We start from the raw sequence: 12,608 nt of genomic DNA, 5'->3' as shown, positions 1-12,608 counted from the left end.
ATCGAAGCATTGATAAATGAACAAAAAAATATATTTTATATTCGCAATATTTATAGTTGCGGCAATCACTTGTATTAGCCAACCTAAGAAAACGACCTTGCGCGATAAAGCTATGGCGAATTATGTCTTTGATTATTTAAGCGCACCGGGCAGTCTTCCGTTTACCACGGCAGCAACGGAGCTTTCCGCCATTCATGGTCACTCGACGTCACAATATAGCCTTGGCGGATTTTATCTTCATGGCAGCAATGGTAAGCCTCTGGATTACACGATGGCGAGATACTGGTATGAGCAATCGGCAGAACAGGAAAATCCGCGCGCGCAGAGCAAACTAGGGTGGATCTACCTGAAAGGATTGGGTGTAAAGCCCGATAGTCGAATGGCAATCCAGTGGTATAAACAAGCTGCGGAAAAAGGATATGCCCATGCTCAATACACTTTGGGTTTGATCTACAGAAACGGCACTGGAATTAACATCAACAATTATGAAGCACGCAAATGGCTAAAACTGGCAGCGGATCAACATTATAAAAATGCGGAAAGATTACTGGCTGAACTTCCCGCACATTAAGGTTGAGTTTCAACCCAGTAGATGGAGTATTTTCCCTATCAAACCGGCAAAGATAAAAATGTAGAAGATAATTTTAATAACCCCGAGGCAACCAGGACCACCATCATCAGCGGGCATTGGCTGGGGTTGTGGCGCTGGTTCGACGATTTTCTGCCCGGCAAAATTCGCCGACTGAATTAATAATCGCCGAATAATTAATGCTTCCAGCGGACAACGATCTTCCACATCAAGACGACTCACAATCGGCATTAATGATTCTTCCGTAGTTGGTTCGCCAGCACCAGGCGAAGGGGTAGAGCAGAACTATAAGCAAGCGATGTACTGGTATCTGAAAGCTGCCTTTGAATGGTTTACGAAAGCCGCTGAATTCAATGATGCCACCGCCTGGTATAGCCTGGCCATTATGTACCACTATGGCGAAGGAAGATCCGCCGATCTCCGACAGGCTCTCGACTTATACCGTAAGGTTCAGTCATCCGGTACAAGAGATGTCGATCAAGAAATCCGTGAGGTTGAAGATTTACTGTAGAGATAAAAACAAATAAGGGCCGGACGATTTTCATTCGACCCCAATTATCTTTATTGCTGTGCGAAATCAGACTATTACGGCTCGAACGGGCGTCTCTGGAACTGGTCATGACCACATTTCGGGCATAGCGTTAGGACTTCCGGCGTGTAGATCGGGAGATGGAAGTGACATTTCTCGCAGACCAGATTCCCCAGCCCTACCACTTCTCCGCTGTGATAAACCCCGTGATGGTTGAGATCCTGGAAAACTTCGCGCCATTCAAGCTGCGTTTTATCGGTGATGTCCGCCAGTTCCTGCCAGAGGCTTTCTTTAATCACCCGCATAAAAACACTGTCAGACTCTTCTTTCAGGCTCTCTTCATAGCTCATGGCGAACTCTTCCAGGTCACGCCTGACAGCTCGCGTCAACTCATCGACCTCGGTTCGCGTTAACTCCCCTGTTTTTATTACGCGCTCGCGCGCCTGTTCCACCAGTGCGTCGATATCACGTTCGCCATTGCGCAGGCGTTCGCTCAGTGACGCGACCAGTTCACGGTAATATTGAGCAACCTTGTTCATCGTTTCATCTCCCGGGTCGTTAACTGACTATAATAATAGACGTTCTTTGTTCCTTGCTTTGCTAATACGCCCACAAACTCTGTAAATTAATGTATGAATAATCCGGGCATCATTTCAACGTCGAGTGCGCGAAAGGCTGTTTTGACGCGGACGTTTGGGCTATGCTATGCGGATCTGAAAAACCACCTCAACGCTACATTTGTAGCCGTATTGAAAACAGGACCACTGGCTGCCATGCAAGAGCAATACCGCCCGGAAGAGATAGAATCCAAAGTACAGCTTCACTGGGATGAGAAGCGCACATTTGAAGTAACCGAAGACGAGAGCAAAGAGAAGTATTACTGCCTGTCTATGCTTCCCTATCCTTCTGGTCGACTACACATGGGCCACGTACGTAACTACACCATCGGTGACGTGATCGCCCGCTACCAGCGTATGCTGGGCAAAAACGTCCTGCAGCCGATCGGCTGGGACGCGTTTGGTCTGCCTGCGGAGGGCGCGGCGGTGAAAAACAACACCGCACCGGCACCGTGGACGTACGACAACATCGCGTATATGAAAAACCAGCTCAAAATGCTGGGCTTTGGTTATGACTGGAGCCGCGAGCTGGCGACCTGTACGCCGGAATACTACCGTTGGGAACAGAAATTCTTCACCGAGCTGTATAAAAAAGGTCTGGTATATAAGAAGACTTCTGCGGTCAACTGGTGTCCGAACGACCAGACCGTACTGGCTAACGAACAGGTTATTGACGGCTGCTGCTGGCGCTGCGATACCAAAGTTGAACGTAAAGAGATCCCGCAGTGGTTTATCAAAATCACCGCTTACGCTGACGAACTGCTCAACGATCTGGATAAACTGGATCACTGGCCAGACACCGTTAAAACCATGCAGCGTAACTGGATCGGTCGTTCCGAAGGCGTGGAAATCACCTTCAACGTTAACGACTATGACAACACGCTGACCGTTTACACTACCCGCCCGGACACCTTTATGGGTTGTACTTATCTGGCGGTAGCGGCGGGTCACCCGCTGGCGCAGAAAGCGGCAGGAAATAATCCTGAACTGGCGGCTTTCGTTGACGAATGTCGTAACACCAAAGTTGCTGAAGCTGAAATGGCAACGATGGAGAAAAAAGGTGTCGATACTGGCTTTAAAGCGGTTCACCCATTAACGGGCGAAGAAATTCCGGTTTGGGCAGCAAACTTCGTATTGATGGAGTACGGCACTGGCGCAGTAATGGCGGTTCCGGGTCACGACCAGCGCGACTACGAGTTTGCCTCTAAATACGGCCTGAACATCAAGCCGGTTATCCTGGCGGCTGACGGTTCTGAACCGGATCTCTCCCAGCAGGCGCTGACGGAAAAAGGCGTGCTGTTCAACTCTGGCGAGTTCAACGGTCTTGACCATGAAGCAGCCTTTAACGCCATTGCCGACAAACTGACGGCAATGGGTGTTGGCGAGCGTAAAGTAAACTATCGCCTGCGCGACTGGGGTGTTTCCCGTCAACGTTACTGGGGTGCGCCGATTCCGATGGTGACGCTGGAAGACGGCACGGTGATGCCTACCCCGGACGACCAACTGCCGGTGATCCTGCCGGAAGATGTGGTAATGGACGGTATTACCAGCCCGATCAAAGCAGATCCTGAGTGGGCGAAAACCACCGTTAACGGTATGCCGGCGCTGCGTGAAACCGATACTTTCGACACCTTTATGGAGTCCTCCTGGTACTATGCGCGCTACACTTGCCCAGAGTACAAAGAGGGTATGCTGGATTCCAAAGCGGCTAACTACTGGCTGCCGGTGGATATCTATATTGGTGGTATCGAACACGCCATCATGCACCTGCTCTACTTCCGCTTCTTCCACAAACTGATGCGTGATGCAGGCATGGTGAACTCTGACGAACCAGCGAAACAGCTGCTGTGTCAGGGTATGGTGCTGGCAGACGCCTTCTACTATGTAGGCGAAAACGGCGAACGTAACTGGGTTTCCCCGGTTGATGCTATCGTTGAGCGCGACGAGAAAGGCCGTATCGTGAAAGCGAAAGACGCGGCAGGCCATGAACTGGTGTATACCGGCATGAGCAAAATGTCCAAGTCGAAGAACAACGGTATCGACCCACAGGTGATGGTTGAACGTTACGGCGCGGACACCGTTCGTCTGTTTATGATGTTCGCTTCTCCGGCGGATATGACTCTCGAATGGCAAGAGTCCGGCGTTGAAGGGGCTAACCGCTTCCTGAAACGTGTCTGGAAACTGGTTTACGAGCACACTGCGAAAGGTGATGTTGCGCCGCTGAACGTTGATGCACTGACTGAAGATCAAAAAGCTCTGCGTCGTGATGTTCATAAAACTATCGCTAAAGTGACTGATGATATCGGTCGTCGTCAGACCTTCAACACCGCAATTGCGGCGATTATGGAGCTGATGAATAAACTGGCGAAAGCGCCGACCGATGGCGAGCAGGATCGCGCGCTGATGCAGGAAGCCCTGCTGGCCGTTGTCCGTATGCTTAACCCGTTCACGCCGCACATCTGCTTCACGCTGTGGCAGGAACTGAAAGGCGAAGGCGATATCGACAACGCGCCGTGGCCGGTTGCAGACGAGAAAGCGATGGTGGAAGACTCCACGCTGGTGGTGGTGCAGGTTAACGGTAAAGTCCGTGCCAAAATCACCGTTCCGGTAGATGCAACGGAAGAACAGGTTCGCGAACGTGCTGGCCAGGAACATCTGGTAGCAAAATATCTTGATGGCGTTACCGTGCGTAAAGTGATTTACGTACCGGGTAAACTCCTCAATCTGGTCGTTGGCTAAGCGCGGGAGGAAGCGTGCGATATCTGGCAACATTGTTGTTATCTCTGGCGGTGTTAATCACCGCCGGGTGTGGCTGGCATCTGCGTGATACCACGCAGGTTCCTTCCACTATGAAGGTCATGATCCTGGACTCAGGCGACCCGAACGGGCCGTTAAGCCGTGCGGTGCGTAATCAGTTACGTCTGAACGGTGTCGAGTTGCTTGATAAAGAAACCACGCGTAAGGACGTTCCATCCCTGCGTTTGGGCGCTGTATCAATCTCCCAGGATACCGCTTCAGTTTTCCGTAATGGTCAAACTGCTGAATATCAAATGGTGATGACAGTCAGCGCGTCGGTATTGATCCCTGGCCGTGACATCTACCCGATTAGCGCCAAAGTCTTCCGTTCGTTCTTCGATAACCCGCAAATGGCGTTAGCGAAAGATAATGAGCAAGGCATGATCATTCAAGAGATGTACGACCGTGCTGCCGAACAGCTGATTCGTAAGCTGCCAAGCATTCGCGCTGCGGATATCCGTTCCGACGAAGATACGTCGAAAACAACGGATACTGCAGCAACGCCTGCACGCGTCTCTACCACACTGGGTAACTGATGATTCGGTTGTACCCGGAACAACTCCGCGCGCAGCTCAATGAAGGGCTGCGCGCGGCGTATCTTTTGCTTGGTAACGATCCTCTGTTGTTGCAGGAAAGCCAGGACGCTGTTCGTCAGGTGGCTGCAACACAAGGATTTGCAGAACACCACACTTTTTCCATTGATCCCAACACCGACTGGAATGCGATATTTTCGCTATGCCAGGCCATGAGTCTGTTCGCCAGTCGACAAACGCTATTGCTGCTGTTACCAGAAAACGGACCAAATGCGGCGATCAATGAACAACTTCTGACACTGACCGGACTGCTGCATGACGATTTGCTGTTGATCGTGCGCGGCAATAAATTAAGCAAAGCGCAGGAAAATGCTGCCTGGTTTACTGCTCTTGCTAATCGAAGCGTGCAGGTAACCTGTCAGACACCGGAGCAGGCTCAGCTTCCTCGCTGGGTTGCTGCGCGTGCAAAACAGCTCAACTTAGAGCTGGATGACGCTGCAAATCAGATGCTCTGCTATTGTTATGAAGGTAACCTGCTGGCGCTGGCACAGGCACTGGAGCGTTTATCGCTTCTCTGGCCGGACGGCAAACTGACATTACCGCGCGTTGAGCAGGCAGTGAATGATGCCGCGCATTTCACCCCTTTTCATTGGGTTGATGCTTTGTTGATGGGCAAAAGCAAGCGCGCGTTGCACATTCTTCAGCAACTGCGTCTGGAAGGCAGCGAGCCGGTTATTTTGTTGCGCACATTACAACGTGAACTGTTGTTACTGGTTAATTTGAAACGTCAATCTGCCCATATGCCGCTACGCGCGTTATTTGATAAGCATCGCGTTTGGCAGAACCGGCGGGGCATGATGGGCGAGGCATTAAATCGCTTAAGCCAGCCGCAGTTACGTCAGGCCGTGCAACTTCTGACACGAACGGAACTCACCCTCAAACAAGATTACGGCCAGTCGGTGTGGGCAGATCTGGAGGGATTATCCCTTCTGTTGTGCCATAAACCACTGGCAGACGTATTTATCAATGGTTGATATGAAATCTTTACAGGCTCTGTTTGGCGGCACCTTCGATCCGGTGCACTATGGTCATCTTAAACCCGTGGAAACGCTGGCGAATCTGATTGGTCTGACGCGAGTGACTATTATCCCTAACAATGTTCCTCCGCATCGTCCACAGCCGGAAGCAAACAGCGCGCAGCGAAAACATATGCTTGAACTGGCTATTGCCGATAAACCACTGTTTACCCTTGATGAACGTGAGTTAAAACGCAATGCCCCCTCTTACACTGCGCAAACACTCAAAGAGTGGCGACAGGAACAAGGCGCCGATGTGCCACTGGCATTTATTATTGGTCAGGATTCACTGCTGACTTTTCCCACCTGGTACGAATACGAAACGATCCTCGACAATGCGCATTTAATTGTCTGTCGGCGTCCTGGCTACCCGCTTGAAATGGCGCAACCACAATACCAGCAGTGGCTGGAAGATCATTTGACGCATAATCCGGAAGATCTGCACCTTCAGTCTGCCGGTAAAATTTACCTCGCTGAAACGCCGTGGTTTAACATCTCGGCGACCATCATCCGCGAACGCTTGCAAAACGGCGAATCATGTGAAGATTTGTTGCCGGAATCTGTATTGACTTACATTAACCAACAAGGCTTGTATCGCTGATAGCTGTCATCACGGAGGGAATGATGCGACTGTGGTTAATTCGTCACGGCGAAACGCAGGCAAATGTCGATGGATTGTACAGCGGTCATGCGCCGACGCCACTGACTGCACGCGGTATCGAGCAAGCTCAAAGCCTGCATACCCTGTTGCGTGATGTTCCCTTCGATATGGTTTTATGTAGTGAACTGGAACGCGCGCAGCATACCGCGCGGCTGGTTCTCAGTGACCGCCAGCTCCCTGTACAAACCGTCCCTGAGCTTAATGAAATGTTTTTTGGTGACTGGGAGATGCGGCATCATCGCGATTTGATGCAAGAAGATGCCGAAAACTATAACGCATGGTGCAATGACTGGCAGCATACCGTCCCAACTAACGGTGAAGGTTTTCAGGCGTTTTCGCAGCGGGTAGAAAGGTTTATTGCCAGATTTGTTGAATATCAGCACGACAAAAATATATTAGTCGTCAGCCATCAGGGCGTGTTGAGTCTGTTAATTGCCCGCTTACTTGGTATGCCAGCCGGGGCGATGTGGCATTTTCGTGTAGACCAGGGCTGCTGGAGCGCCATTGAAATCAATGACGCATTCGCAACTCTACGTGTCCTCAATAGCCGCGCTATATGGCACAGGGATGCATGACTTTTCTGTTTTTTTGCATGTAAGGTGCAGCGCCCATTGACAGCCCCGGACAGGCTGATATTCTCCGCAGCCAGACTTTTTCCGCTAAACACGACTTTGTAGAAATTGTTTTACAAAAATGGCGATGCAATCTGCGGCGCGGGGTGGGATGATAGCCCACTTTCGAAAGCCGATTCGGCGACAATTGTCCCGAAATCGCCTCTGGTTCAGGTATACTGACAAACCGTTTTTATCTTTTTAATTCACCCAGGGGGAAAACTTGCAGGGTAAAGCACTCCAGGATTTTGTTATCGACAAAATTGATGACCTCAAAGGTCAGGACATCATCGCCTTAGACGTTCAGGGCAAATCCAGCATCACCGACTGCATGATCATCTGTACGGGTACGTCCAGCCGTCATGTTATGTCCATTGCTGACCACGTTGTTCAGGAGTCTCGTGCTGCTGGTCTATTGCCGCTCGGCGTAGAAGGTGAAAACAGCGCCGACTGGATTGTCGTTGATTTGGGCGAAGTTATTGTCCATGTCATGCAGGAAGAGAGCCGTCGCCTGTATGAACTGGAAAAACTCTGGAGTTAATGTGTGAAGCTGCAACTTGTGGCCGTGGGAACGAAAATGCCGGACTGGGTACAAACCGGTTTTACTGAGTACCTGCGTCGTTTTCCGAAAGATATGCCTTTTGAGCTGATTGAAATTCCGGCTGGAAAACGCGGCAAGAACGCGGACATCAAGCGCATACTCGACAAAGAGGGTGAGCAGATGCTGGCAGCCGCAGGCAAAAACCGCATTGTCACCCTCGACATTCCAGGCAAGCCCTGGGACACACCGCAGTTAGCCGCTGAACTGGAACGATGGAAGCTTGATGGCCGCGACGTCAGCCTGCTTATTGGCGGGCCTGAAGGGTTATCACCTGCCTGTAAAGCAGCGGCAGAACAAAGCTGGTCGCTTTCCGCGCTGACCCTCCCCCATCCGCTGGTTCGCGTACTGGTCGCAGAGAGTCTGTACCGGGCGTGGAGCATTACCACCAACCATCCTTATCATCGTGAGTGATAAGAAAGCTTTGAGTAGAAAACGCAGCGGATGAAACTACAGAACTCTTTTCGCGACTATACGGCAGAGTCCGCACTGTTTGTGCGCCGGGCGCTGGTCGCCTTTTTGGGAATTTTGCTGCTGACCGGCGTGCTTATCGCCAACCTGTATAATCTGCAAATTGTTCGTTTTACCGATTATCAGACCCGTTCTAATGAAAACCGCATCAAGCTGGTGCCTATCGCCCCCAGTCGCGGCATTATCTACGACCGTAACGGCATCCCTCTGGCACTCAACCGCACTATCTATCAGATAGAGATGATGCCGGAGAAAGTCGATAACGTGCAGCAAACGCTGGATGCCCTGCGCAGCGTCGTCGATCTGACCGATGATGATATCGCTGCATTCAGAAAAGAGCGCGCACGTTCACACCGTTTCACCTCGATTCCAGTGAAAACTAACCTGACCGAAGTACAGGTGGCGCGCTTTGCCGTCAATCAGTACCGTTTTCCCGGGGTGGAAGTTAAAGGCTATAAACGCCGTTACTATCCCTACGGTTCAGCGTTGACTCACGTCATCGGCTATGTGTCGAAAATCAACGATAAAGACGTCGAACGCCTGAATAATGACGGCAAACTAGCCAACTATGCGGCAACGCATGATATCGGTAAGCTGGGAATTGAGCGTTACTATGAAGATGTGCTGCACGGTCAAACCGGTTATGAAGAGGTTGAAGTTAACAACCGTGGTCGCGTCATCCGCCAGTTAAAAGAAGTACCGCCGCAAGCCGGACACGATATTTACCTGACGATAGATCTCAAACTCCAGCAGTATATTGAAACACTGCTGGCAGGCAGCCGCGCGGCTGTAGTAGTCACCGATCCGCGCACGGGCGGTGTGCTGGCGCTGGTTTCCACGCCAAGCTATGACCCAAACTTGTTTGTTGACGGTATCTCCAGCAAAGATTATTCCGCATTGCTGAACGACCCGAACACACCGCTGGTGAACCGAGCCACGCAAGGGGTTTATCCACCGGCGTCTACGGTTAAACCTTATGTGGCGGTTTCAGCATTAAGTGCGGGGGTGATCACTCGCAATACTACGCTGTTTGACCCAGGCTGGTGGCAGCTGCCTGGTTCGGAAAAACGTTACCGTGACTGGAAAAAATGGGGCCATGGTCGCCTGAATGTCACAAGATCGCTGGAAGAATCTGCAGACACCTTCTTCTACCAGGTGGCCTACGATATGGGGATCGATCGCCTTTCCGAATGGATGGGTAAATTCGGTTATGGCCATTACACCGGTATCGATCTTGCAGAAGAACGTTCCGGCAACATGCCTACCCGCGAATGGAAACAAAAACGCTTTAAAAAACCGTGGTATCAGGGTGACACCATTCCGGTCGGTATCGGTCAGGGTTACTGGACAGCAACCCCAATCCAGATGAGTAAGGCACTGATGATCCTGATTAATGACGGTGTCGTGAAGGTTCCGCATTTGCTGATGAGTACCGCCGAAGACGGCAAACAGGTGCCATGGGTACAACCGCATGAACCGCCAGTCGGCGATATTCACTCCGGTTACTGGGAGCTGGCGAAAGACGGTATGTACGGGGTTGCTAACCGCCCTAACGGTACGGCACATAAATATTTTGCCAGCGCACCGTACAAAATTGCGGCGAAATCGGGTACAGCTCAGGTCTTCGGTCTGAAAGCGAACGAAACCTATAATGCGCACAAAATTGCTGAGCGTCTGCGTGACCACAAATTGATGACTGCCTTTGCGCCGTATAACAATCCGCAAGTGGCTGTCGCCATGATTCTGGAGAACGGCGGCGCGGGCCCGGCGGTCGGTACGCTGATGCGCCAGATCCTCGACCACATTATGCTGGGCGATAACAACACCGATCTGCCTGCGGAAAACCCAGCGGTTACCGCAGCGGAGGACCATTAATCATGACGGATAATCCGAATAAAAAAACATTCTGGGATAAAGTCCATCTTGATCCGACGATGCTGCTGATTTTACTGGCATTGCTGGTCTACAGTGCTCTGGTAATCTGGAGTGCCAGCGGCCAGGATATCGGCATGATGGAGCGTAAAATCGGTCAGATCGCAATGGGTCTGGTCATTATGGTCGTAATGGCGCAAATCCCTCCGCGCGTTTATGAAGGCTGGGCGCCCTATCTCTATATCATCTGTATTATTTTGCTGGTGGCGGTAGATGCCTTTGGTGCCATCTCTAAAGGTGCTCAACGCTGGCTGGATCTCGGTATCGTCCGTTTTCAGCCTTCGGAAATTGCCAAAATAGCCGTACCGCTGATGGTGGCGCGCTTTATCAACCGCGATGTTTGTCCGCCGTCGTTAAAAAATACCGCCATCGCGCTGGTGCTGATATTTATGCCCACGCTGCTGGTCGCAGCGCAGCCTGACCTGGGGACATCAATTCTCGTTGCGCTTTCCGGTCTGTTCGTACTGTTCCTCTCTGGCCTTAGCTGGCGCCTGATCGGCGTTGCAGTGGTGCTGGTAGCCGCGTTCATTCCGATTCTGTGGTTCTTCCTGATGCATGATTACCAACGCCAGCGCGTAATGATGCTCCTCGACCCAGAATCAGACCCTCTTGGCGCGGGTTATCACATTATTCAGTCTAAAATAGCTATTGGCTCCGGCGGATTACGCGGCAAAGGCTGGCTGCACGGTACTCAGTCACAGCTTGAATTTCTGCCCGAACGCCATACCGACTTTATCTTCGCGGTACTGGCAGAAGAGCTGGGATTAGTGGGTATTTTGATTCTGCTCGCTCTCTATATTCTGCTGATCATGCGCGGACTGTGGATAGCCGCCAGAGCACAAACCACCTTTGGTCGCGTCATGGCTGGCGGTTTAATGCTGATATTATTCGTTTATGTCTTCGTAAATATTGGTATGGTAAGCGGTATTCTGCCGGTTGTAGGGGTTCCGCTCCCACTGGTCAGTTATGGAGGATCGGCGCTTATAGTGCTGATGGCTGGGTTCGGGATTGTGATGTCAATCCACACCCACAGGAAAATGTTGTCGAAAAGCGTGTAAGAGGTGCGCAATGCGTAAGCAGTGGCTCGGGATCTGCATCGCGGCAGGAATGCTCGCGGCATGTACAAGCGATGATGGTCAGCAACAGACGGTAAGTGTACCGCAGCCTGCGGTATGTAACGGCCCAATAGTTGAGATTGGCGGGGCAGAACCGCGTTTCGAACCACTGAACGCGACAGCGAATCAGGATTACCAGCGCGATGGCAAAAGCTACAAAATCGTGCAGGATCCATCACGCTTTAGTCAGGCTGGCCTGGCTGCTATTTATGATGCCGAACCGGGCAGCAATCTGACGGCCTCAGGTGAAGCATTCGATCCGATGCAGCTAACAGCGGCACACCCGACGCTGCCGATCCCCAGCTACGCGCGAATCACTAACCTGGCTAACGGTCGGATGATTGTGGTGCGCATTAACGATCGTGGTCCCTACGGCAACGACCGCGTAATTTCACTTTCGCGCGCGGCAGCCGACCGTCTTAACACCTCGAACAACACCAAAGTTCGCATCGACCCGATTATCGTCGCCCAGGATGGTTCACTTTCTGGCCCAGGTATGGCTTGTACTACTGTCGCCAAACAGACTTATGCCCTGCCCGCACCACCCGACTTAAGCGGCGGCGCGGGAACAAGCTCAGGGTCTGGCCCGCAGGGTGACATTCTTCCGGTCAGTAATGCGACGCTAAAAAGCGAAGATCCGACCGGCGCGCCGGTAACCAGCAGCGGTTTTCTCGGCGCACCAACCACCTTAGCACCTGGTGTACTGGAGGGCAGCGAACCGACGCCGGCACCGCAGCCAGTGGTCACAGCTCCGGCTTCAACGCCTGCAACAACACCAGCAATGGTGACACCGCAAGCAGCTTCGCAAAATGTCAGCGGTAACTTTATGGTGCAAGTCGGTGCTGTTAGCGATCAGGCGCGCGCTCAACAGTATCAACAGCAGTTAGGACAGAAGTTCGGCGTTCCCGGTCGTGTGACCCAAAACGGCGCAGTCTGGCGGATCCAGCTTGGCCCATTTGCCAGCAAAGCCGAAGCCAGTACCTTGCAGCAACGTTTACAAACCGAAGCCCAATTACAGTCATTTATTACCACCGCGCAGTAGCGTAAAGCAGGCAACTGAAGTGTCAATTTCTGTAAATG

The 12,608-nt window shown here is 51.7% G+C and carries 12 protein-coding genes and 2 pseudogenes; 12 read left to right on the top strand and 2 right to left on the bottom strand.

Annotated features, from left to right (window positions below; genetic code table 11):
- Positions 1-16: 16 nt before the first annotated feature.
- A complete protein-coding gene (locus C3D30_RS05580; RefSeq protein WP_016159093.1) occupies positions 17-571 on the top strand; it encodes a tetratricopeptide repeat protein in 555 nt (184 codons plus the stop codon).
- A gap of 9 nt (positions 572-580) precedes the next feature.
- Here the strand turns inward: C3D30_RS05580 and C3D30_RS05575 are convergent.
- Positions 581-850: pseudogene (locus C3D30_RS05575) on the bottom strand (J domain-containing protein); the annotation flags it as partial.
- Positions 851-854: 4 nt separating this feature from the next.
- On the opposite strand from C3D30_RS05575, the pseudogene C3D30_RS05570 reads away from it, so the two are divergent.
- Positions 855-1,100: pseudogene (locus tag C3D30_RS05570) on the top strand (hypothetical protein); the annotation flags it as partial.
- A gap of 74 nt (positions 1,101-1,174) precedes the next feature.
- On the opposite strand, the gene C3D30_RS05565 reads toward C3D30_RS05570, so the two are convergent.
- On the bottom strand, positions 1,175-1,657 hold the full coding sequence (locus C3D30_RS05565) for a zinc ribbon-containing protein (RefSeq protein WP_001044880.1): 483 nt from the start codon (positions 1,655-1,657) through the stop codon (positions 1,175-1,177).
- A 234-nt stretch (positions 1,658-1,891) separates the two neighbouring features.
- Here C3D30_RS05565 and leuS point away from each other — a divergent pair, with 234 nt between their 5' ends.
- From leuS to rlpA, 10 genes are all read left to right on the top strand, one after another.
- The gene (leuS, locus tag C3D30_RS05560) at positions 1,892-4,474 is read left to right on the top strand and encodes a leucine--tRNA ligase (protein WP_105284732.1); all 2,583 of its coding nucleotides are present in this window, start codon (positions 1,892-1,894) and stop codon (positions 4,472-4,474) included.
- 14 nt (positions 4,475-4,488) lie between these two features.
- On the top strand, positions 4,489-5,067 hold the full coding sequence (lptE, locus tag C3D30_RS05555; RefSeq protein WP_001269666.1) for an LPS assembly lipoprotein LptE: 579 nt from the start codon (positions 4,489-4,491) through the stop codon (positions 5,065-5,067).
- Positions 5,067-6,098: a DNA polymerase III subunit delta gene (holA, locus tag C3D30_RS05550; RefSeq protein ID WP_105286575.1), complete on the top strand. Its 1,032-nt coding sequence runs from the start codon at positions 5,067-5,069 to the stop codon at positions 6,096-6,098. Before lptE ends, holA begins: the two co-directional genes overlap by 1 nt.
- Before the next feature lies 1 nt (position 6,099).
- Complete coding sequence (nadD, locus tag C3D30_RS05545; protein ID WP_024191079.1) at positions 6,100-6,741, top strand: nicotinate-nucleotide adenylyltransferase; 642 nt, start codon at positions 6,100-6,102, stop codon at positions 6,739-6,741.
- A gap of 23 nt (positions 6,742-6,764) precedes the next feature.
- Positions 6,765-7,376 (top strand): adenosylcobalamin/alpha-ribazole phosphatase, encoded by a 612-nt coding sequence (locus C3D30_RS05540; RefSeq protein WP_105286574.1) that lies wholly within the window; start codon positions 6,765-6,767, stop codon positions 7,374-7,376.
- 259 nt (positions 7,377-7,635) lie between these two features.
- The gene (rsfS, locus tag C3D30_RS05530) at positions 7,636-7,953 is read left to right on the top strand and encodes a ribosome silencing factor (RefSeq protein WP_001161665.1); all 318 of its coding nucleotides are present in this window, start codon (positions 7,636-7,638) and stop codon (positions 7,951-7,953) included.
- A 3-nt stretch (positions 7,954-7,956) separates the two neighbouring features.
- Positions 7,957-8,424: a 23S rRNA (pseudouridine(1915)-N(3))-methyltransferase RlmH gene (rlmH, locus tag C3D30_RS05525; RefSeq protein WP_000776104.1), complete on the top strand. Its 468-nt coding sequence runs from the start codon at positions 7,957-7,959 to the stop codon at positions 8,422-8,424.
- Between the two features lie 30 nt (positions 8,425-8,454).
- Positions 8,455-10,356, top strand: a complete 1,902-nt coding sequence (mrdA, locus tag C3D30_RS05520; protein WP_000776182.1) for a peptidoglycan DD-transpeptidase MrdA — start codon at positions 8,455-8,457, stop codon at positions 10,354-10,356.
- 2 nt (positions 10,357-10,358) lie between these two features.
- On the top strand, positions 10,359-11,471 hold the full coding sequence (gene mrdB, locus C3D30_RS05515) for a peptidoglycan glycosyltransferase MrdB (RefSeq protein ID WP_000131717.1): 1,113 nt from the start codon (positions 10,359-10,361) through the stop codon (positions 11,469-11,471).
- Positions 11,472-11,481: 10 nt separating this feature from the next.
- Complete coding sequence (rlpA, locus tag C3D30_RS05510) at positions 11,482-12,570, top strand: endolytic peptidoglycan transglycosylase RlpA (RefSeq protein ID WP_001231395.1); 1,089 nt, start codon at positions 11,482-11,484, stop codon at positions 12,568-12,570.
- Positions 12,571-12,608: the final 38 nt, after the last annotated feature.

The organism is Escherichia sp. MOD1-EC5433 (assembly GCF_002966005.1).
GTDB classification, from domain to species: domain Bacteria; phylum Pseudomonadota; class Gammaproteobacteria; order Enterobacterales; family Enterobacteriaceae; genus Escherichia; species Escherichia ruysiae.
The sequence above is the reverse complement of the archived record's forward strand: the minus strand, read 5'-3'. Positions and strand labels throughout refer to the sequence as shown.

What these genes read in the sequence shown, in the direction of transcription:
- rlpA (WP_001231395.1), top strand. Translation starts at nt 11,482, where the DNA reads ATGCGTAAGCAGTGGCTCGGGATCTGCATCGCGGCAGGAATGCTCGCG.
- nadD (WP_024191079.1), top strand. Translation starts at nt 6,100, where the DNA reads ATGAAATCTTTACAGGCTCTGTTTGGCGGCACCTTCGATCCGGTGCAC.
- mrdA (WP_000776182.1), top strand. Translation starts at nt 8,455, where the DNA reads ATGAAACTACAGAACTCTTTTCGCGACTATACGGCAGAGTCCGCACTG.
- leuS (WP_105284732.1), top strand. Translation starts at nt 1,892, where the DNA reads ATGCAAGAGCAATACCGCCCGGAAGAGATAGAATCCAAAGTACAGCTT.
- C3D30_RS05580 (WP_016159093.1), top strand. Translation starts at nt 17, where the DNA reads ATGAACAAAAAAATATATTTTATATTCGCAATATTTATAGTTGCGGCA.
- C3D30_RS05565 (WP_001044880.1), bottom strand. Translation starts at nt 1,657, where the DNA reads ATGAACAAGGTTGCTCAATATTACCGTGAACTGGTCGCGTCACTGAGC.
- holA (WP_105286575.1), top strand. Translation starts at nt 5,067, where the DNA reads ATGATTCGGTTGTACCCGGAACAACTCCGCGCGCAGCTCAATGAAGGG.
- C3D30_RS05540 (WP_105286574.1), top strand. Translation starts at nt 6,765, where the DNA reads ATGCGACTGTGGTTAATTCGTCACGGCGAAACGCAGGCAAATGTCGAT.
- mrdB (WP_000131717.1), top strand. Translation starts at nt 10,359, where the DNA reads ATGACGGATAATCCGAATAAAAAAACATTCTGGGATAAAGTCCATCTT.